At 62.8% G+C, this 21815-nt stretch carries 18 protein-coding genes; 6 read left to right on the forward strand and 12 right to left on the reverse strand.

All coding sequences use genetic code 11. The features are described 5' to 3' along the window. Positions 1-19 precede the first annotated feature (19 nt). The 12 genes from QD280_RS04750 to fliD form a co-directional block, all read right to left on the reverse strand. A complete protein-coding gene (locus QD280_RS04750; protein ID WP_279833766.1) occupies positions 20-865 on the reverse strand; it encodes a CheR family methyltransferase in 846 nt (281 codons plus the stop codon). Positions 866-936: 71 nt separating this feature from the next. Beyond that, a complete protein-coding gene (locus QD280_RS04755; RefSeq protein WP_279838480.1) occupies positions 937-2733 on the reverse strand; it encodes a PAS domain-containing methyl-accepting chemotaxis protein in 1797 nt (598 codons plus the stop codon). A gap of 281 nt (positions 2734-3014) precedes the next feature. After that, complete coding sequence (locus tag QD280_RS04760; RefSeq protein ID WP_215822765.1) at positions 3015-3548, reverse strand: chemotaxis protein CheW; 534 nt, start codon at positions 3546-3548, stop codon at positions 3015-3017. A gap of 81 nt (positions 3549-3629) precedes the next feature. Continuing rightward, entirely contained in the window at positions 3630-5948 is a 2319-nt protein-coding gene (gene cheA / locus QD280_RS04765; protein WP_279838481.1) for a chemotaxis protein CheA, read from the reverse strand. A gap of 82 nt (positions 5949-6030) precedes the next feature. Continuing rightward, the gene (gene motB / locus QD280_RS04770) at positions 6031-7005 is read right to left on the reverse strand and encodes a flagellar motor protein MotB (RefSeq protein WP_279838482.1); all 975 of its coding nucleotides are present in this window, start codon (positions 7003-7005) and stop codon (positions 6031-6033) included. 161 nt (positions 7006-7166) lie between these two features. Next, on the reverse strand, positions 7167-8036 hold the full coding sequence (motA, locus tag QD280_RS04775) for a flagellar motor stator protein MotA (RefSeq protein WP_176677172.1): 870 nt from the start codon (positions 8034-8036) through the stop codon (positions 7167-7169). A 344-nt stretch (positions 8037-8380) separates the two neighbouring features. Then, on the reverse strand, positions 8381-8947 hold the full coding sequence (flhC, locus tag QD280_RS04780) for a flagellar transcriptional regulator FlhC (RefSeq protein ID WP_054556600.1): 567 nt from the start codon (positions 8945-8947) through the stop codon (positions 8381-8383). After that, the gene (gene flhD / locus QD280_RS04785; RefSeq protein WP_279838483.1) at positions 8947-9276 is read right to left on the reverse strand and encodes a flagellar transcriptional regulator FlhD; all 330 of its coding nucleotides are present in this window, start codon (positions 9274-9276) and stop codon (positions 8947-8949) included. Before flhD ends, flhC begins: the two co-directional genes overlap by 1 nt. A 928-nt stretch (positions 9277-10204) precedes the next feature. Next, positions 10205-12142: a hypothetical protein gene (locus tag QD280_RS04790; protein ID WP_279838484.1), complete on the reverse strand. Its 1938-nt coding sequence runs from the start codon at positions 12140-12142 to the stop codon at positions 10205-10207. 145 nt (positions 12143-12287) lie between these two features. Further along, complete coding sequence (locus tag QD280_RS04795) at positions 12288-12653, reverse strand: flagellar protein FliT (protein ID WP_192838854.1); 366 nt, start codon at positions 12651-12653, stop codon at positions 12288-12290. Positions 12654-12655: 2 nt separating this feature from the next. Beyond that, entirely contained in the window at positions 12656-13057 is a 402-nt protein-coding gene (fliS, locus tag QD280_RS04800) for a flagellar export chaperone FliS (RefSeq protein WP_054556596.1), read from the reverse strand. 191 nt (positions 13058-13248) lie between these two features. Further along, the gene (fliD, locus tag QD280_RS04805; RefSeq protein ID WP_279838485.1) at positions 13249-14691 is read right to left on the reverse strand and encodes a flagellar filament capping protein FliD; all 1443 of its coding nucleotides are present in this window, start codon (positions 14689-14691) and stop codon (positions 13249-13251) included. 421 nt (positions 14692-15112) lie between these two features. Between fliD and rbsD the strand changes: the two genes are divergently transcribed. The 6 genes from rbsD (at position 15113) to QD280_RS04835 (ending at position 21811) form a co-directional block, all read left to right on the forward strand. Beyond that, positions 15113-15532 (forward strand): D-ribose pyranase, encoded by a 420-nt coding sequence (rbsD, locus tag QD280_RS04810; RefSeq protein ID WP_279838486.1) that lies wholly within the window; start codon positions 15113-15115, stop codon positions 15530-15532. Beyond that, the gene (locus QD280_RS04815) at positions 15532-17163 is read left to right on the forward strand and encodes a sugar ABC transporter ATP-binding protein (RefSeq protein WP_279838487.1); all 1632 of its coding nucleotides are present in this window, start codon (positions 15532-15534) and stop codon (positions 17161-17163) included. The genes rbsD and QD280_RS04815 overlap by 1 nt, the downstream gene beginning before the upstream one ends. Further along, a complete protein-coding gene (gene rbsC, locus QD280_RS04820) occupies positions 17163-18140 on the forward strand; it encodes a ribose ABC transporter permease (protein WP_107334720.1) in 978 nt (325 codons plus the stop codon). The genes QD280_RS04815 and rbsC overlap by 1 nt, the downstream gene beginning before the upstream one ends. Before the next feature lie 122 nt (positions 18141-18262). Beyond that, entirely contained in the window at positions 18263-19165 is a 903-nt protein-coding gene (rbsB, locus tag QD280_RS04825) for a ribose ABC transporter substrate-binding protein RbsB (RefSeq protein WP_107334719.1), read from the forward strand. 198 nt (positions 19166-19363) lie between these two features. Further along, the gene (locus QD280_RS04830; protein WP_279838800.1) at positions 19364-20371 is read left to right on the forward strand and encodes a LacI family DNA-binding transcriptional regulator; all 1008 of its coding nucleotides are present in this window, start codon (positions 19364-19366) and stop codon (positions 20369-20371) included. A 297-nt stretch (positions 20372-20668) separates the two neighbouring features. Further along, positions 20669-21811 carry an MFS transporter gene (locus QD280_RS04835; RefSeq protein ID WP_279838488.1) on the forward strand — a complete coding sequence of 381 codons (1143 nt, stop codon included), beginning with the start codon at positions 20669-20671 and terminating at the stop codon, positions 21809-21811. The last annotated feature ends 4 nt before the right edge of the window (positions 21812-21815 follow it).

The following is a 21815-nucleotide window of genomic DNA, read 5'->3' on the forward strand; positions in this document are numbered from 1 at the left end:
CACCAGCCATCACGTCGCATCACGCGCCCTCCGTCCGGCGGCGAGACAGGGTATAGACCGTCTGGCCGCGCAGCGTGAAGGCATCATTGAGCCATGAGAAATTCTCGGAATGACCGGCAAACAACAGCCCATCGGGCTTGAGCATCAGCGCGAAGCGATCCAGCAGACGTGACTGGGTCTGCTTGTCGAAGTAGATCATCACGTTGCGACAGAAGATCACGTCAAAGCCGCTACCGAGGTCCCAGTGGCTATCCAGCAGATTCAGGTGGCGAAAGCGCACCAGCTGCTTGATCTCCGGGCGCACCCTCACCTGCCCCTGGCGACTGCCGCTGCCACGCAGCATGAAGCGCTTGCAGCGTTGCTCACCCAGTTTGGCGATGCGCTCGAAGGGGTAGATGCCGAGTTCGGCTTCCCGCAGCGCGTCCGTGTCGATATCGGTGGCGATCAGCTCGACCTGATTCGCCGCGGCCCCCAACACCTCGCGCAGCACCATCGCGATGGAATAGGGCTCCTCCCCGGTCGAGGCGGCCGCACACCAGATACGCAGCGGCGCTCGCTGACCCGACACCTGACGCTGCAGGCGCTCGCGCAGGAAGTTCTCGAGCATGACGAAGTGATGGGGCTCGCGAAAGAACGCGGTCAGATTGGTGGTCAGCGCATTGATGAAGGCAGGCCACTCGTCGTGATCACTGCGACTCAGGCTGGCCTCCAGCATGGTCAGATAGTCATGGAAACGTGTCAGACCATGCACTCTGAGCCGGCGTGACAGACGGCTGTAGACCATCTCACGCTTGTGACGCGCCAACACGATGCCGGCGCGCTGATAGATGAGGCGCGCGATGCGCTCGAAGTCGTCATCGGTCATCACCAGGTCCCGCCCGAGGGCATGGGAGGCCGGTGACGGGGCGGACCAGGCGGGTGGCGGCGTGAGATCTGTCACCGTCGCGGACCCTGTGAGCCGCCAGGCACCTGCGCTCGAGTCGCGGCCTGAGCGTGCACAGAAGAAGTCTGCTCGGCTGATGCGTCCCCCGGCAGGCGCGCGGGAATCTGCTCCAGGCCTTCGCCGCCAAAGCGGAAGACGTTGACCGCATGCGACAGCCCCGCGACCGAACGCTCGAGATCCTGCGCCAAGTGAGCGCTGCTCATCACACGCTGGGCGTTCTGCTGAGTGGCCTGGTCCATCTCGTTGATGGCGGTGTTGATCTGCTCGATGCCGCCGCTCTGCTCACGCGAGGCCGAGGAGATCTCGGCGATCAGATCATTGACCCGCGAGATGCCGGTCACGATCGCCTCCATGGTGCCGCGCGCCGCCTCGACCTGTTCCCCGCCGTCACTGATCTCCCGCTTGGTGGTATCGATCAGGGCCTTGATCTCGCGCGCCGCCTCGGCGCTGCGAGAGGCCAGATTGCGCACCTCACCGGCCACCACGGCAAAGCCGCGACCATGTTCACCGGCGCGCGCGGCCTCCACCGAGGCATTGAGGGCCAGCAGGTTGGTCTGGAAGGCGATCGAGTCGATCACCTTGATGATGTCGGCCATCTTTTCAGAGGTGGCGGTAATTCCCTGCATGCGCACCACCACCGCCTGCATCGCCTCGCCACCTTCATTGGAGGAGCGCGTGGCCTGATCAGCCAGTTGCGAGACCTGGATGGCATTGTCGGCATTCTGGCGCACGGTGCCGGTCATCTGCTCCATGCTGGCCGCCGTCTCTTCCAGCGATGCCGCCTGCTGTTCGACCCGCGCCGAGAATTCCTGATTGCCGTGCGCCATGTCGCCAGCGGCAGGCCTGACCACATTGATGCCGGCATTGACCTCGCTGACGATGCCGACCAGCGACTTGCGCATGCTGTCCAGCGCTCGCACCAGGCGTGCCATCTCATCATTGCCCGCCAGCGTCATCGACTGGGAAAGATTGCCCGCGGCGATCTGGCGCGCGAAATCCAGGGTGCTGCGCAGCGGACGCACCAGACTGCGGTAGGTACGCAGCGCCAACCACAGCGACACCACGCCCACACCAGCGAAGGCGGTCCACAGCCCCCACTGCAGACGCGCATGGCTCGCCTCAAGCGCTTGTTGGCGCTGCTCAAGCGCCGCCAGCTGCGCCGCGGGCAGCTCGGCGGCAAGCTGGTTCAGCACCGCGCGGGCATGCGCCTGGCTATCGGCCAACACCTGCAGCAGCTCGCTGCCCATCAAGGCTCCGGCCACCAGCGGCAGTGCGGCCAGCAGCGCGATACGCGGCGCCATGCGCCACTGGGTGAGGCGCTTGAAGGCCCCGATGAGGCCAGCACGCACGATGCGGCCCTTGCTCAAGCGATAGTCGCGCTTGCCCTGCTTGAGGCCCGCGTAGACCTGCTCAGCCTGGGCGATCTGCTCGCGACTGGCCTTGACGCGCACCGAGGCAAATCCCATCACCTCGCCCTGCTCGATCAGCGGCGTCACACAGGCGTCGACCCAGTAATAGTCGCCATTCTCGCGTCGATTCTTGACCAGTCCCTGCCAGCTTTCGCCTTGCTTGAGCGTCGACCACAGATTCTCGAAGGCGGCTTCTGGCATGTCGGGGTGGCGCACCAGATTGTGCGGCGCACCGATCAAGGCATCACGCGTGAAGCCACTGACCTCGATGAAGACAGAGTTGGCGTAGGTGATGCGTCCCTTGAGATCGGTACGCGAGATCAGGTAGTCATGCTCACCAATGGGGTATTCCCTTGCCGTCACCGGCTGATTGTTTCGCATTGCCCTTGCTTAGCCTCGTACTCGTCACAGCGTGATCGTCATTGACCCGGCGAGACCACTGACCGGCAGCATGACCGTCATTGCCCGGTACAGCCGCCCACGACCTTGTGGTGCACACCTTATCGGCCGCTGTCGGCAGTTCTTGAACGCAAGAGCGCCGCTGACCAGCAGGCCAGCGGCGCTCGAGACGAAACGGGTGGAAAAGCTCGCGAGATCATGCGAGCGCACGCCGCAGGCAACATGCCGCCTATTGCGCCTGACTCATGCCGCGAGACAGCCGGTCATGCCGGCTGCGCCGCGGGCTCCATCAGCGCCATTTCATCACTGGTCATCATGTGCTCGATATCCATGATCAGCAGCATGTGGTCATTGACGGTCGCCAGCCCCGCCAGGAAGTCACTGTTCATGCGCGCACCGAATTCCGGCGGCGGCAGCACCTGATCGGCCGCGAGACTGATCACATCGGAGACACCATCGACGACGATGCCCACCACACGCTCACCGATATTGATCACGATCACCACCGTCTGCGCCGTGTATTCGGCCTGGCCCAGTTGAAACTTCAGCCGCAGATCGACGATCGGCACGATGACGCCACGCAGGTTGGTCACGCCCTTGATGAAGGCCGGTGCATTGGCGATACGCGTGACGTTCTCGTAACCGCGAATCTCCTGCACCTTGAGGATATCCACGGCGTAGTGCTCCTCGCCGAGGCTGAATACCAGGTATTCGCCGCCGTCATTGACCTTGGAGGCGTGGTCCTGCGCCAGGCCGACATTGGACGTCTGCGCCGCGGCAACTTGAGTGTGAGACATGCTCATCTCCTGTCTGTGATGGGGTGACGCTTCGCGCCGAGGCGCAAGGGGCGAGGATGCGGCCGGTGAACGGCCATCGCCTCAGCTGACAATAGCGTCCCGGGGCATGATGGCGCCCCGGGGCATGGCGGAGTCAGTGACGGCCTCTGACTGCCGCTGCACCGCTGGCATCTGGTTGGCGAGGCGATGCAGGTCCGAGACATCCAGAATCAGCGACACCCGCCCATCGCCCAGGATCGTCGCCGAGGAGACGCCCGGCACCTTGCGATAATTCCTTTCGAGATTCTTGACCACCACCTGCTGCTGACCGATCAGCTCATCCACCAGCAAGGCGAAGTGGCGCCCCTTGCCCTGCACCACCACCACGATGCCCTGCTCCGGCTGCGTCTGGGCGCCAGGTACCGCGAACACCTCATGCAAGGCGACCAGGCTCAGGTATTCGTCTCGCACCTTCAGCAGGCGATCATTGCCGACCATGCTGAACAGCATGTCGGCCTGCGGCTGCAACGACTCCACCACCACCGACAGCGGCAGGATGTAGATTTCCTCGCCGACGCGAATGGCCATGCCCTCGAGGATCGCCAGCGTCAGCGGCAGCACGATGCGTGTGGTGGTGCCCTGTCCGGTCACGGAAGCAAGCTCCACATGCCCGCCCAGCGCCTGGATGTTGCGCTTGACCACATCCATGCCGACTCCACGCCCCGAGACGTCACTGACCTGCTCGGCCGTCGAGAAGCCGGGGGCGAAGATCAGCTGCCAGACCTCGTCGTCGCTCATGCCATCGCTGACCGCCAGGCCGTTGCTGCGCGCCTTGGCCAGAATGCGCGCGCGATCGAGGCCGGCGCCGTCATCCATCACCTCGATGACGATATTGCCGCCCTGATGGCGGGCAGACAGCGTCAGGGTGCCGTGGGCGCTCTTGCCACTCGCCTCACGCTCGCTGGGCGATTCGATACCATGATCGAGGCTGTTGCGCACCAGATGGGTCAGCGGATCGATGATGCGCTCGATCAGGCTCTTGTCCAGCTCGGTGTCATGCCCCTGACTGACCAGCTCGACCTGCTTGCCCAGCCGCGAGGCAAGGTCGCGAATCAGGCGCGGAAACCGCGAGAACACGTAATCCATCGGCATCATGCGCACCGACATCACCGCTTCCTGCAGATCTCGTGCATTGCGCTGCAGCTGACTGATACCACTGACCAGCGCCGCCTGATCCGGCGGCGTGGTCGCCGATGCCGTCTGCTCCAGCATCGACTGGGTGATGATCAGCTCGCCGACCAGGTTGATGATGGTATCGACCTTGTCGACGCCGACGCGGATGGAGCCCTGTTCGGTGGGCGCATCAGTGGCGCGCCGCCCCGGCTGGCTGCGTCGCTCACCACTCGCCGGGGTAGCGGCAGATGGCCCTGCCACGGCAGCGGAAGACGTCTCTGCCGCGCCAGCGGAAGAAATACCTGCCGAAGAGCCTGGGTCGGCTGTCGCCTCAGCAGGCGCTGGCTGGTCAGCAAGTTCGACCGCTGCGTCGTCAGCCATGCCGTCGGCGACGTCCTCGACCTGCTTTTCAGTCAGCGCTTCAACCAGCCCATCCGCTACGCCGCCCACTACGCCATCAGCTACACCATCAACTACGTCATCAACCTCCGCTGGTGGAGCAGATGTCGCGGGCTCGATAAGAATCTGCTCCGGCTCGATGACGAAGCACATTACTGCCTCGATATCCGCGGCACTGACCGTGGTACTCACGATGACGCGACATACCTGCTCGTCACCGCTGCTGGAGATGACCTCACCGAGGTTGGCCAGCTCTTCGATCAGCAGTTCACGCTCGCGGTCGGCGACGAACATCAGAGTGACCGAGAGCAACGGCACACTTGCGTCGGCGCTGGGGTGTGGCTCGAGCGCAGACGGCGTGGCCATATCGCTGCCGACTGGCGCAGACGCTTCGCCTGACGGCCCTGGTGCCCCCGGGCCATCAATGTCAGATGGCACTGGTACGCTCGGGGCATCCATCACCGACGGCTCCTCGCCCAGCTGCTTGAGCACCGCAACGATATGCGCGTAGGCCTCGGGGTCGGGGGACTGGGCATTGCGATAGGCCGCCAACTGGTCGTCGAGCATGTCCTTTGTCTCCAGGAAGCGATCGATATGCTGAATGCTCAACCGCAACTCGCCACGGCGGGCACGGTCCAGCAGGTTCTCGAGGTGATGGGTGGTGTCCTGCAAGGCCGTGAAGCCGAAGGTCGCGGCACCGCCCTTGATGGAATGGGCCGCACGAAAGATGGCGTTGAGCTGCTCGGCATCCGGCGCCTCGACATCCAACGCCAGCAGCAGGCGCTCCATCTCGGCCAGCAGCTCCTGTGCCTCCTCGAAGAAGGTGTCGTAAAACTCACTGATATCCATGCATGTTCTCGCTGGCTGTCATTGCGCTATCACTCGTGAAACGGCGCCGCTTGAGTTCCGGCACGAGGCGCCTTGAGCGCACTCAGCTGTCCAGCCCGGAAGCGACGGGGCTGTCGGCGACAGGACTGCCAGCGACGGGATTCGTCACGCGTACCGGGCTTGCCAGCTGCTCGAGACGCTCGCGCAGGCTGTTGATGTCCTCGGCGGGCTGGGGATTGACGCCGTTGCTGTCGGTGATATCGCGATAGGCCGACTGGCTGAGCACCATCAGGCTGATGCGACGATTGATGGCCGCCTCGGGGTTCTGGCTGTCGAGGCTGATGCGCGAGCCCATGCCGACCACGCGCACGATGCGCTCATAGGGCAGCCCACTGTTGCCCAGCACGCGGCGCGCGGCATTGGCGCGATCGGTGGAGAGTTCCCAGTTGCCGTAGCCGCCTTCACCGACGAAGGGACGATTGTCGGTATGCCCGGTGATGCTCAGATGATTGGGCAGCCGCTTGAGAATCGGCGCCAGCAAGCCAAGCAGCTGCGACAGTTGTGGCGAGGGTTGCTTGCTGCCCAACGCGAACATCGGGTGCTGGTCGCTATCGGTGATCTGGATGCGCAAGCCTTCGGAGGTCAACTCGATCTGCAGCTGCTCACGCAGTTCGGCCAGGTCCGCGTCATCGGCCATGCGCTGCGTCATGGTGGTATCGATCTCGTCGCGAATGGCGGCCATGCGGGAATCATCGGCCAGCGCCTGGCGCTGCAGGCGTTGCAGATCAGCGCCCTTCTCGCCCTGGGTCTGCTCGGCCATGAAGCCGCCACCGGGAATGGCGCTGCTGGAGGCCGAATTGCGATCGCCCCCCAGCAGCGAGACTTCCAGCGGCGCACCGAAGTAGTCGGAGATTTCCCGCAGGTCGTCATCCGAGGCATTCGAGATCACCCACATCACCAGGAAGAAGGCCATCATCGCGGTCATGAAGTCGGCGTAGGCGATCTTCCAACCACCGCCATGATGTCCTTTGACGATACGCGGCCGCTTGATGACGATGGGTCTGCGCTCTTCACTCATCGAGACCTCCGAGCTTCAGTCCAGAGACACCCACTGACTCGACCACGACAGCCAGCGACACCTGTGTCACTGACACGCTGGTGACGGGCGCGCTTGAGACTGCCGCACTTGTGAGTGATGCACTTGCGACTGACGAACTGGCGAGAAACAGCAACGCCATATCAGCCCGCCCCCTTGTTCTTGATCTCGCGTACATGCTCTTCCAGCTCGTTGAAGCTGGGGCGCTCGGCGGTGAACAACGCCTTGCGGCCGAATTCCACCGCGACCTGCGGGGCATAGCCATTGAGCGAGGCCATCAGGATGACGCGAATGCACTGCATCATCTTCACGGCCTCGTGCACCTCGTGTTGGATCTTGTTGGCGACCGGCGTGACGAAGCCATAGGCCAGCAGGATGCCGAGGAAGGTGCCGACCATGGCATTGGCGATCAACACGCCCAGCTGGGCGGCGCCCTGGTCCGCCGAGGCCAGCGCATGCACCACCCCCATCACGGCGGCGACGATCCCGAAGGCCGGCAGACCATCGGCCACCGCCGAGAGGGAATGCACCGGAATCTCGGTTTCGTGCTTGAAGGTCTCGATCTCGTGTTCCATCAGCGACTCGAGCTCGAAGGGGTCCATGTTGCCGCTGACCATCAGGCGCAGGTAGTCGGTGATGAAATTCATCAGAATGGGGTCGGAGAGCAGGCGCGGATACTCGGCAAACAAGGCGCTTTCCTGCGGGTTGTCGATGTCCTGCTCGATCGCCAGCATGCCCTGCTGACGGGCACGCGACAGCAGCAGATACAGCAGCCCGATGACTTCCATGTACAGGGACTTGTTGTAGCCACGCGTGCGCTTCAACTTCGAGAATGCCTTGCCGGTGGCCTTGATGGCCTTGCCGTTGTTGCCGGCCAGAAAGGCGCCGACGGCAGAGCCACAGATGATGAGCAATTCCGCGGGCTGCATCAGCACCGCCAGGTGCCCGCCCACCATCAGATACCCGCCCAGGGTGGACCCGATGACCACTAGATAGCCTATGAACAACAACACAATAACCCCCTTGGCATTCGGTCAACGTCGCATGAATCTGACTATCGGCGTCGCTGAGCATGTCTTTAGGGTCACGGCGGATTATTCGTTGAGGCAGTCGTTGTGGAAAGCACAATGGCCGAATGAGCCGTGGTCGAAAGCACCATGGTCGAAACAGTCATGGTCAAAACAGTCATGGTCAAAACAGTCATGGTCGAACAGTCGGCAATGAGCCAGGCGTCAGAGCAATGGCGCACAACGCAAGAAGGCCTGCCCGGGGATGGGCAAGCCTTCTGGTCTTTGCACGCTCGTCTTGCTCGTTCGCCTGGCGCAATCCTGGCGCCTTCACTGACACGAGACAGCTATCAGCCGAGGCTAGCGACGGCTGCCGACTGCTCCAGTGCCAGTTCTTCACGGGCCTTGCGGCGGGCTGCCGTCTTGCCGGCACGCGATGGCGGCTGGCAGATGCCACACACGTAATCGTGTGATGGCGTGTGGGCGTGCACCACGAAATGGCCACTGCAGGTCTTGCAGCTGGCCACTTCCAGCAGATCGCTTTCGAAAAAGCGCACCAGTGTCCAGGCGCGCGTGAGCGCCAGCACCGGCTCGTCTTCGCCGACATGCTCCAGGTAGAAGCGATATGCCTTGACGAAGGCATTCATGCGCGACGCGCCCTGCGCCTTGAGCCGGCGGTAGAAACCGTGGAACAGCGATGCATGCAGATTGGGCTGCCAGGTCATGAACCAGTCGGTGGAAAACGGCAGCATGCCCTTGGGCGGCGAGACACCACGAACTTCCTTGTACAGCTTGACCAGACGCGCGCGGCTGATCTCCGTTTCCGTCTCGAGCACCTGCAGGCGGGCCCCCAGTTCGATCAACTCTACTGCCAACTGCAGCTGTTGCAGTTCATCGACGAGACTTTTCTGGGTCATCAGCTGACTCCCCCCTGGCGAAGTCCAGCATCGTTCTGGCGCGCATTCAGCAGCATGGCAGTGTGCATCGCGCTGAAATCCTGGTCGCGTCCACCCTGCAATACTCCCTTGAGCAGCGAGGCATCATCCAACGCCAGCTCGCACAGCAGTTGATTGCAGGACGACAACGACACCAGCTGACTGACACTCATGCCAGACAATAGATCCGCCATCTCTTGATCGAGACCCAGGCGTACCAGCGCCATTTCCGTATCTTCGACCAACAAGCGCTGCACAAGCAGAAGATACGACAGATTGACACTCTGTATATCATTGAGCAGTGAGGACATCATGATTCCCTGAGTGGTCTGATCGTCCCGAGCTACCGCCAACCCTGGCGCTCGACCGTCATTCCTTATGGTTTTGATGTGATGAAACGAAATACTCAATGGCGCCAGACCAGTGGCGCCATGCGGGCTAGCGGCTTCATGACCAAATGAGCCACCCACTTTAAGATGGCGATTCTAATACTTAATCACGTAATGGACCAGACTCTTCATCAACATTTTTTTACATACCACTACGCTATATGCACAAAAGCTGCATCAAGCCGCCGAAATGGCAGCAAGGTGTGTCAGAAAAGCCCTCAATCTTGTCTTCAAGACGACTTGCATAATCACGATGCACCAGATTTGTCATACAAAGCAATAGCAAGCGGATGGTGCGCACAGAGTGTTGCATTTTCGTGAAAGGCAGGCCTGACCCTTTCCCGCCACCTGGGGCATGCCTTGTACAATATCGAGCAATTGCCCCGAACGGGCCGCCAACAGGCAGCAATTTACCCCTGCGTAAGGGCGAGGAATAACGCAATGTCAGCACTTGTCTAGAATGGGCTATCTGCTATTTCAACGCTGCGAGAGGACCCGCCAGCGCCTCGCCCAAATGGGCTTCTCTCTCCGCTTCAACACAATAAAACACTACATATGAGGGTTCTGGCACAAACAACATGCAGGATCGAGCTGCATTTACAGGGCGAGCCTCGGCGGAGTTTCAATACCGTATCCACGCAAGCAGTTCACCTGAGTGACGCTTTATTTAAATATTATAAATAAATTATATTTCTCGATATCTTGGCCTGTGGCGTGACGCCTGAAGTGTCACTTCACACCTCCACAGTCGCCATGCAGTGGCATGTCATAAAAACATTCGCCAAGGCTCAATGAGCAAGAATCGTACAAGGATGAAACATCATCCTGCAGAGCGGGACATTCGAGGATTTTACTCGCAAGGCGCCTTCTGTGAGCGATGCCTCTCTGCCCATAGCTCGGCGATCTTGACGACGACCTGCATCAAGGCTGTGGGCAATTCCTTGCGTGCCGGCAGGCCGGTGGCCAGCATTTCGACCAGCTCGGGCATTTCATGCACGCTCAGACCCAGCGAATTGGCCCGCTGCTGGATGCGCTGCCCCAGCCTCTCACCCTGGGTATGCATGAAATCCGTCGCTTGCTCTGCCGTGGCCCGAGGGGCATCAACAGATGTGCCATCAGAAGACGCGGGCGCCTCATGATCAGGTACTGCATCGACGGGGCGTACGTGCACCCTGGGCGCCAACCCGGCCAGACCTTGCGCGAGCGCATGCTGCAGCTCGCGCAAGGCCGCATCACGCTCGCCTGAGTCGCTGGAGGGTTGCGTCAGTCGCTCGATCTCGACCACCAAGGCCACAGGCGCAGCGAGCTGATACCAGGTCAGCTTCACTGCAAGCGTTGCCCGCGCGGCAGTATCACCGCTCTCACTGCTCCTGCTTTTCTCCCCCCTCTCACTTTCGGCACTTTCGGCACTTTCGGCACTTTCCGCACTACCGGGCGCTGGCGCCTGCCCTTCGCCCTGCTCCGCATTATCTCGCGCAGCAAGATTTTCCGGCTCGGAAGTCACCTGGGGTTTGCGATCGCTGTCCCCCTCGCCATCGCTGTCGCCTGCCACCAAGGTCAGCGACATCTTCCACTGCTGAGCCTCGCCGTGATCACTGCGGCGACTGTCAGGTGTGGCGTCATGCGCAGCCACGGGCGTCACGCCCAATGGCGCTGCACGTCGCTCCTCCTCATCCCGCGAGCGATGCCGATAAGGCGGCCCCGGGAAATAGAGGCTGAAGAAGACATGCAGGCCGGGCATCAACAAGCCCTGCCAATGGAAGGGCTGACCCAGAATCAACAACAGCTGTTGCTGTACCAGCCCGCTGGCAAGGGCGTCTGAGCCACTCGCCTGGCGAGACACATCAGAGGCGGCAGGTTGAGCAACGCCCAATTGCATGTTGGCTCGATAAGCACCCAGCGCACTGGCTTCATGAGAGCCAGCGCCCTGTCGGGCCGCGTCAATGCCACCCGGCGGCAACAGCATGTCACTGCTCGGGCGAGCCATGCCCGGGCGCGACTCACGGCGCAGCTCTGCTCGCATGTCTCGCATGCGCCAGACAAAGGCGTCCTCGCGTGCCGCCTCCCAGGGGATGAAGCGCGCCTCCGCCAGCACCGGCCATTGCCGCCAGGCCAACAGAGCCTCCAATCTGGCATTGGCAAGCTGAGGATGACCGGCGAGCTCGGCCAATCCCAGCCGATTCTCGACCCAGGCGAGCAGGTCCGCCTCGTAGAAGAGCCCGCTCTGGTGAATCTGCTGGCTCAAGGCCGCCGACAGACTGAGAAGTGATGCGCTGGACAACGCCATGGGCGCCAGAAGACCGGGCAAGGGCTGGCCGCGCGCCAGCAGAGACACCAGCGACTGCCCTTCCGGCAGCGCCAACCCGACCCGCGCGGACGGCGAGCCGCTGGCCACTAGCTGTGACAGGGCATCGAGCAAACGCGACATCGTCTGTGTCTGCGTCGTCAGCTCGACGGAAGCACCGGACGGTGGGAGGGAAGAGGAAGCTGACGCGAGGGCGCCAGCGGGAGAAGTGGAGGCTTGCGAGGCTGTCAGCAACGCTGCGCTGGCATTCAATGACGGGGCCGCAGGCCTTGCGCCTGAGCCTGTACCAGTTCCCGTCTGAAAGAGCGGATTGGCACCATTCTGGCCGCCACTGCCCTTGCCATCTTCCGCCCCCAGCCCCTGGCGCGACTGGAGAGCGGAAGTCGGGAAGACGACACCGGAGTCCGCCGGCGGCGGGCGTTGTGCCGTCCTCCCCAACACCTGATGGAGCAGACTATCGATCAAGGGATTGATGCCGCTCATGTCGTGCAATCCTCATTGCCAGGGAGGCCGTCAGGGGTGATGCGCGAGGCCTTGAAGACTCGGCTCTCCCCGTGTCAGGTCAAGCCTTTCTCTGCTGAGCCTGGCCGCCATGATCGTAACTTGCCTGATCTTGGTTGTTCTGGCCTCAGCTATTCTGACCGTAGCTGCCCTGGCCATAATTGCCCTGGCCATAGCTGCGTGCCAGCTTGCGGCGCGTACCCACATCCCCGAGCACTTCCTGCAACTGACTCTGGCGCGCCTTGAGCTGGACAGTCAGCTCTGATTCCAGTGTGGTCAGCGTACGCAGGCGTTGTTCCAGCGCCCTGCGCGTCTCGGCGTTGCCACCTCGCGGCATGCGCAGCTGCTGCATCTTCTCGATATAGCTGGCCTGCCCGCCGAGAACCGCGGGCCAGTCACCCAGGCGTGCTGAACGCAGCATGGCATTCATCTGCTCCAGCAGCTCATCGCATTGCTGGAAGGTGTCATCGGCGAGCAGTGCATTGCTGTCCATGGTCAATCCAGTCCCTTGTCGTGTACGGCAATCTGACGCCAGGCGTCTCCCAGCTCGTTGAGCAGGCGACGCGCCTCGTCGAGCTTTTCCGGGCTGTTGCCCAGGTTGGCCTGCATGATCAGGCGCGCGATGTAGTCATACATGCGATCAAGGTTGGTCGCGACCTCATTGCCCTGCTCATGATCCAGGCAGGCACGCAGGCCTTCGGTGACGATGCTGGTCGCCTTGGCCAGCGACTGTCCCTTGGCGGCCACGTCGCCGGCCTCCATCTGCAGGCGCGCCGCTGCCAACGCGCGGTCTGCTCCCTCGAACAACATCACGATCAACTGGTGCGGACTGGCGGAAAGCACACCGGATTCCACGCCGACACGGGCATAGGCATTGGCGCCACGATAGCGACTCATGGTGATTGGGTTCCCTTGTTCATGGCGTTTGTCAGTATCTCTGTCAGATATGGAGCCGTCTTCGGCATGCCGTCTCGACTGCGGGCATTGCCGGATTCATCGAATCACGCAAGCGGATCGCGGATGGCCTGGGCCTGGGCCTGGGCCTGGGCCTGGGCCAGTGACCAATGTCTCAGGGCATCAGCCACCGATCAGCCCGTCATGTCCCAGCTGTTTTCCAGCGTTTCCAGCTGACTGGTCAGGTAGTCACTGGTGGATGTCAGGTTGGCCACCAGGATGTCGAGTTCCGTGAACTGCTCCCGATAACGCTCGATGGTGGACTCGATGGTGTCTTCGGTCTGCTCATACTGACTGGCGAGACTCTCCAGCGACCCCTCGATGCCTTCCGTGGTGCTTTCCAGCGTGCCGTCTTCCCCAACCACCTCCTCCAGCAGACTGGACATCTGGCTGGCGAAACCGCTGGTGCCCGCCTCATCATCGGAGATGAAGAACCCCGACATCGCCGCCAGCTGCTCACTGTCGGCAGCCTCGATCACGGCGCTGTCGAATTCGAGCTTGCCATCGTTGGTACGGCTCACTCCCAGCGAGGAGAGCGCATAGAAATCGCCCTCACTGGTGAAATTCAGCGCCGAGGTCAGACGACTCTCGATGGTGCGCAGTGTCGAATCGCCCAGCAATTCCCCCGCCGTCCCTTCATCGGCATTGAAGGCGGTGTAATTGTCGATGGTGTCCTGCAGGTCGTTGTAGGCATTGACGAAGGTTTCCATCGCCTTGCTTACCGACTCGGCATTCTCCTTGACGGTGACCACGCTCGCAGTCGTATTCGTCTCGCTCAGCGTCAGAGTCAAGCCATCCACGGCATCATCGATGACATTGGAGGTGGCTTGCATGCTGATGCCGTTGACGCTGAACTCGGCATTGCGCGCCGCGACGACTTCCTCCATCCCGCCGGCGGCCGGGTCACTGCTCGTCGGGTCATGGCTGAGCAGGCTATCGAGCTCTGCCACCTCACCGCTGGTCGAGAGGCTCATCACCGCCTCGTTGCCCGTCTCGTCCGAGGTCATCACCAAGCGATACGGCGTGTCGGAGCCATCATTGACGATCGAGGCCGTGACCCCGAGACCCGCCTCATTGATGGCATCACGAATGCCTTCCAGCGTGTTGTTGCTCTCGTCGATGACGATGCTGGCGCTGCGCTCGGCGTCCGCCGCATAGCTGCCGTCACTGGCCAGCGTGCCCAATGACAGCGTCAGCGTGGTCGCGGTGCCATCACCGATGGCCTCATCACGACTCGCCTGCCCCGTCGTCGCCAGACTCTGCGCCTGCGCCAGCTGGGTGACAGCCACCGAATAACTGCCCGCACTCACTTCCGAGGTTGCCGTGGCACTGACGCCCGAGCCACTGGCGGTGGTGGTCATGCCGGCATAGGTCTCGGCATCGGCCAGCGCCGCGGCGGCGGTATCCAGGGATTCCAGACGACTTTGAATCGTGCCCCAGGCCGACAACTCGGCCTCGTAACTTGCCTGCTGGGTCTCGATCGGCGTGAGCTTCTGACGCTCTGCCGTCTCCAGATCCGTCAGCAGACTGTTGAGGTCGAGCCCAGAGCCAATCCCCAGCGATGAAATCGTCGCCATATGCACCTCTCGATAGGGTGAAGGTATTTTCACATGCCCGCTGAGTCGCCATCAGGCGAAAAAGCACGCATACCGGGCGTATTTGTCTGTCTGAGTGTTGTGGCTATCGGCACAGGGTTCGTGAACTTGAGGGCTTTCTTGTGCAGACGTTTTCTTGTGTGAGCGCTTTCTTCTTTCGATCACCTTCTTTCGACCACCTTCTTCTTCCGACCACCTTCTTTTTCGATCGCCTTCCTTGTTGATCACCTCCCGAGCGCACCCTGCATTGGACCTCAGACTACAGAAAGGTAGTCACCCTACAGCGCCTACGACGTATCGCTTACCGCACCGCAAACGTTTGCGGTTCATAATTGGCGCCATTGTGAACCAGCGGATTCAGACACTGGATCGACTCATTCCTGCTTTACCCAAGGACTGCGACGTGAAACGACACGGCATCTTGAACGGACCTCTCAGTGGCCACCTCGCCCGTCTCGGCCATACCCACACCGTGGTGATCGCCGACGCCGGCCTGCCGATTCCCGAGGGCGTGCCCTGTGTCGATCTCGCGGTGGTTCCCGGCCTGCCCGCCATGCTGCCGGTGCTGGACGCCCTGCTGGCCGAGCTGTGCATCGAGGCCACGACCCTGGCAGAGGAGCTGCCGGTCAAGAGTCCCTCCTTCCACGACGCCATCGTCGAACGCCTGGACACGCTGGACCGCCTGTCCCTCGCACCGATCGCCCGCAAGCAGCTCAGCCATGAAGCCTTCAAGGCGGCGCTGCCCGAGGCGAGCGTCATCGTGCGCACAGGCGAGTGCACGCCGTACGCCAACGTGATCCTGCACTGTGGGGTGCCCTTCTGATGCAGAGCCATGCACAACCGCGGGTGCTGATGGCACTCAAGGGCATCGACAAGGGCTTCTCCGGGGTCAGCGTGCTCAAGGGTGTCGACTTGACGCTGCGCGCGGGGCGCGTGCATGCGCTGGCCGGCGAGAATGGCGCCGGCAAGTCGACGCTGATGAAGATTCTCTCCGGCGTCTATCGCTATGATGCCGGCACGCTGTGGCTGCGTGACGAGGAAGTGGTCTTCACCACCCCGCGTCAGGCGATGGACAGCCGCATCGCCATCATCCACCAGGAACTCAATCTGGTGCCGGGCCTGTCCGCCGGCGAGAACATCTTCCTCGGCCGTGAGCCACGCACCGCGCTGGGCACCGTCGACTGGAAGCGCCTGCACCGTGATGCCCGCCAGCTGCTCGACCGCCTTCGCCAATCGCTGGATTCCCGCACCGCCGTCAGCGAGCTGAGCATCGGTCAGCAGCAGATGGTCGAGATAGCGCGTGCGCTGTCGCTGGACGCCGAGATCATCATCATGGATGAGCCCACGGATGCGCTGACCGACATCGAGACCGAGATTCTCGCCGAGGTCGTCGCGGAGCTGCGCGCCGAAGGCCGCTCGCTGGTCCTGATCACTCACCGTCTGAACGAGATCTTCAGCATGTGCGATGAAGTCGCCGTGCTGCGCGATGGCCAGATGATTCACCAGGGGCCGACGGCAGAGCTGGATGAAGATGGGCTGATTCGCCTGATGGTCGGTCGCGAGCTGGCCGAGCGCTACCCTTACACGCCCGCCAGCCCTGATGGCGAGGTGATGCTCGAGGTGACGAATCTCGAGGCGCCGGGCGTCAAGGGCATCAGCTTCTCGGCCCGCCGCGGGGAAGTGCTCGGCTTTGGCGGCCTGATGGGCGCCGGGCGTACCGAACTGGCCCGCGCCCTGTGCGGCGATACCCGCATCAGCGCCGGCAGCATGCAGCTGCATGGCCAGCCGGTGCGCTTCGCCTCGCCGGCCGAGGCATTGGCCGCGGGCCTGGTATATGTGCCGGAAGACCGCAAGCAGGCGGGCCTGATTCTCGCCCATTCGGTGGCCAGCAACATGTCCTTGAGCGCCCTGCCGAGTTTCTGTGGCGCGTTCGGGCGCATTCGTCATGGCGAGGAAGCCGCCGCCGTCGAAAGCTTCGTCAAGAGCATGCAGATCAAGGTCAGCAATACCGACCAGCCGGTCGATACGCTGTCCGGCGGCAACCAGCAGAAGGTGTCGCTGGCCAAGGCACTGATGCCGGCGCCGGAGCTGGTGATTCTCGATGAACCGACCCGTGGCGTGGATGTCGGCGCCAAGCGCGAGATCTACCTGCTGATCAATGAGCTAAAGCGCCAGGGCAAGTGCGTGTTGCTGATCTCCTCCGAAATGCCTGAACTGCTCGGCCTGGCCGATCGCATTCTGGTGGTCGCCGATGGACGCATCTCCGGCGAGTTCAGCCGTGAGAACGCGACCCAGGAAGCGATCATGACCGCGGCCTCGGGCCTCGAGAGCCCCCTGAGCAGCGGCAACGACGCCGCGAATGGCACGTCAATGTCCAGCGCTGCATCACGCGATACCGTCCGCCCGTCTTCTACCCCCGATTCCTCCGCTTCCCGCCACGAGATGCCGAACTGATGTCTACTCCTTCTTCCTCTGCCGCCAGCGGCCGCCGCCTCGACGTCATGCGCCTGCTGGTCGACAACAAGGCGCTGATCGCGCTGGCCCTGCTGATCGCCGTGAGTGCCGGCCTGTCCGACAACTTCCTGTCGTCCGACAACCTGCTCAACGTGCTTCGCCAGACCAGCATCAATGCCATCATCGCCATGGGCGTGACCTTCGTCATTCTCACCGCGGGTATCGATCTGTCCGTCGGCGCGGTACTGGCGCTGACCGGCGCCTTCGCGGCCTCGATGACCGCCGCCGGCCTCTCCCCCTGGCTGAGCGTGCCGGGCACCATCATCGCCGGTGCCGGCCTGGGTGCCATTTCCGGTCTGTTCGTCGCCTTCGGTCGCATCCAGGCCTTCATCGTCACGCTGGTGGCGATGACGGTGCTGCGCGGTGCCACGCTCGTCTACACCGATGGCCGTCCGGTCTCCATCGGCGTCAGCGAAGCCGCCGACAGCTTCTGGAATCTGGGCGGTGGTTACTGGCTCGGCGTGCCGATCCCGATCTACATGATGTTCTTCGTCTACGTGCTGTGCTGGGGCGTACTGCATCACACCCGCTTCGGGCGCCACGTCTATGCGGTCGGCGGTGGTGAGAAGGTCGCGCGCCTGTCCGGCATCAACGTCAATCGCATCAAGATCAGTGTCTATGCCATCGCGGGTGCCTTCGCGGCACTGGCGGGTGCCATCCTCGCCGCGCGTCTGGGCTCGGCACAGCCGAATGCCGGCACCGGTTACGAGCTGGACGCCATCGCGGCGGTCGTCATCGGCGGCACCAGCCTGATGGGTGGCCGTGGACGCATCTTCGGCACCTTGATCGGGGCACTGGTGATCGGCGTGCTCAACAATGCGCTGAACATCATGGGCGTCTCCAGCTACTACCAGATGATCGCCAAGGGCGCCGTCATACTGCTCGCGGTACTGATCGACAGCCGCGCGCAGAAATAGAAGAGCAAGTAAGTAACACACGACACGGTTTCATTCCCGGCAGCATCGAAGACCCTCGCCCCCGTGCGCCAACCATGGGGGCCCTCCAGCGGGTCGCCGACAACAACGAAAGGACCATCGCCATGAAGAAGAACGGAAAACTGCTCACCTCCACGCTGACCACCGCCATCACTGCCGCAGGCCTGAGCTTGATGCCGGTGCAATCCGCCATGGCCGACAAGATCGCGTTGGTGGTCTCGACGCTGAACAACCCGTTCTTCGTCAGCCTCCAGCAGGGTGCCAAGGACAAGGCCGAGGAACTGGGCCACGAGCTGATCGTGCTGGATTCCGGCGATGACGCCGCGCGTGAGCTGTCCAACGTCGAGGACGCCCTGTCCCGCGGCGTCGATCTGCTGCTGATCAACCCGACCGATTCCGATGCCGTGGTCTCCAGCGTGCGCACCGCCAATGGCCGCAATGTACCGGTGGTGACACTGGATCGCAGCGCCAACGGCGGTCGCGTCGCGGCGCACGTCGCCTCCGACAACGTCGCCGGTGGTGAACTGGCGGGCAATTTCATCGCCGAGAAACTCGCAGGCAAGGGTGAGATCGTGCAGCTGGAAGGTGTCGCCGGCGCCTCGGCCACGCGTGATCGCGGTGAAGGCTTCATGAAGGCCATCGACGGCCAGTCAGGCCTCAGCCTGGTGGCCACGCAGCCGGCCAACTTCAACCGCACCCAGGGCCTGAACGTGATGGAGAACCTGCTGCAGGCGCATCCGGGCGTGAATGCCGTCTTTGCCCAGAACGATGAGATGGCGCTCGGTGCCCAGCGTGCCCTGCAGGCCGCCGGCAAGGACATCCTGCTGGTCGGCTTCGATGGCACCGATGAAGGCATCAAGGCCGTGCAGGCCGGCAAGATGGACGCCACCGTCGCCCAGCAGCCGGCGCTGATCGGCAGCCTCGGCGTCGACACCGCCGACAAGCTGCTCAAGGACGAAGACGTCGAGAAAACCATCTCCGTGCCGCTCAAGCTGATCACCGAATAAGCGATCACACGGCTCACGCCGCCTGCATCGCGGGACAGGACGCCGGCCACTGGCCGGCGTTTTTTCGTCTTTTTGCGTCTTTCCATCAATGGCGTGTCTTGCTCGCCTCGCAGGGCCAGTAACGCCCACTCGACTTTCACCATCAGGCTCACCACCAGGCTCACCACCAGGGATAGAAAAGTGATTCGACTCAAGGATGTGGCGGCACACGCTGGAGTTTCGGTAACCACGGTATCGCATGTCGTGAATGCCACCCGTCCGGTGGCCAGTGCCACCGAGGCGCGGGTACGCGAATCGATCGCCGCGCTCGGCTATCGGCCGGACAGCGTCGCCCGCGCGCTGAAATCCAACCGCAGCCGCACCCTGGGGATGATCGTCACCAGTGCGCACAACCCCTTCTTCGCCGAGGTGATCCGCGGCGTCGAGGACCGCTGCTACCAGGCAGGCTACAGCCTGATCCTGTGCAACAGCGACGATATCGACGCCAAGCAGCTCAGCTATCTCGAGACGCTGCGGGATCGGCGCATCGATGGCCTGGTGGTGATGACCGCCGAGAACGGTGCCGGCTTTCTCGAGGCGCTCAGCGCCCTGCCACTGCCGACGGTGATGATGGACGCCGAGCCCCAGCCGGGCTGGGACATGACGGTGGTCAATGATGATTCACGCCTGGGGGGCAGGCTTGCCATCGAGCACCTGCTGGCGCAGGGGATCGAGCGCATCGCCCTGCTGACCGGGCCTCGTGATCATGCCCGTTCCCGCGAGCGCCTGAGCGGAGCACTGGACGCCCTGCACGCCGCCGGCCTGGGGCTCGCCGAGGACTGGCAGATCGCGACCCAGTTGATGCTGGCCGACGGTCATCGCGCGGCCCACCTGCTGCTGGCCAATCCGGCCGACAGACCCGATGCCATCTTCGCCTTCAATGACCTGCTGGCGCTGGGCTGTCTGCGCGCCGCCCAGGACCTGGGTCTTGAGGTACCGAAGCAACTCTCGATCATCGGCTACGACGATATCGAGATCAGTGCCTACCTCTCACCCGCCCTGACCACCATCCGCCAACCGATCTATGCGCTGGGCACCACGGCCGTCGATCAGCTGATCGCACGTCTGGATGGCTCTCCCTTCCCGGGCCAGACCCAACTGGCCCCGAGGCTGGTGGAACGCGACAGTGTCGCGCGGCCAGGCCAGTGCCTTATGGGCCACGTTTGAGCACAGCCAGGCTAGATCACAGATCTATACAAGATGAGCATCAAACATATCAAACAACAACATTTCTCTTATAGGTGAACACTGCCTACTCTGCCCCTCATGAATCACCGCTGCCACGCTTGGCAGCACGAACATGAGGACACCCAGGTGACAGGCACTTCTTCAAGCACTTCCCCTTCAAGCACTTCCCCATCGGACACTGCCCGATCAGATACTGTCCAGGCAGGCACTGACACGCCGACATCGACACCAGAGGCCGACAGCACGCCCGCCATTGGCCGCGGGTTGTTGTTGCTGATGGCGATCGCGGTCGCCGCGACCGCCGCCAATCTGTACTACAACCAGCCGCTGCTGGCGGAGATGGCCGGCTCACTGGGCGTGAGCCAGGGCATGATCGGCCTGATTCCCTCCGCGACCCAATTCGGCTATGCCGCCGCCATCCTGCTGATCTCGCCGCTGGGCGACACCATGGACAGACGCCAGCTGATCCGCAATCTGTCCATCACCCTGGCACTGGCCTCACTGGGCATCTTCCTGGCCCCCAGCTTCTGGCCGCTGTTGCTGGCAAGCTTCGTGGCCGGACTGGGTGCCAACATCACCCAGCAGCTGATTCCGCTGACCGCCTCGCTGTCCACCCCCGAGGCGCGCGGCAAGAACATCGCCACCCTGATGACAGGACTGACCATCGGCATACTGCTGTCACGCACCCTGAGCGGCAGCATCGGCGGATACTGGGGCTGGCGCAGCGTCTTCCTGGTCGCGGCCATCCTCACCGTCATCATCGGTGTGCTGCTGCATCGTCATCTGCCCAGCCGCGCGCCTGCCGTGCAGATGGCCTACCCCAGACTGATCGCCTCGATGGGCACGCTGTTCAAGCAACATGCCCTGCTGCGGGAATCCGCGCTGACCGGCGCGCTGTGGTTCGCGGCCTTCAATGCCATGTGGGCGACGCTGGCCATTCACGTCACCGATGCGCCGTTTGACTACAGCGTCCAGCAGGCGGGGCTGTTCGGCATCATCGGGCTGGCGGGCATCTTCGGTGCCAAGGCGGCGGGCCGACTGGTCAATCGTGTCGGCGCGGGGCGTCTGATCAGCTTCGCCCTGGTGATGGTGCTGGCGTCCTTCGCGGTGCTTGCCATGTGGGGTGACAGCCTGGCCGGACTGATCGTCGGCATCATCCTGCTGGACCTGGGCGTCTTCGCGGCCCAGATTCCCAACCAGGTGCGCGTGTTCTCGATCGACCCCAAGGCCCAGAGCCGCATGAACGCCGTCTACATGCTGTGCTACTACCTCGGTGCGGCAGCCGGTTCCGCCATCGGCGTCAAGATGATGAGCGTCTATGGCTGGCAGGGCATGTCGCTGTTCGGGCTGGCACTGGCAGCGGTGGCACTGGTTCATCATGGTGTGAAGCAGCGCCGCTCGGCCTCTTCATCACAATGAGATC

Source organism: Cobetia sp. 1AS1 (assembly GCF_029846435.1).
Classification (GTDB): Bacteria; Pseudomonadota; Gammaproteobacteria; order Pseudomonadales; family Halomonadaceae; genus Cobetia; species Cobetia amphilecti.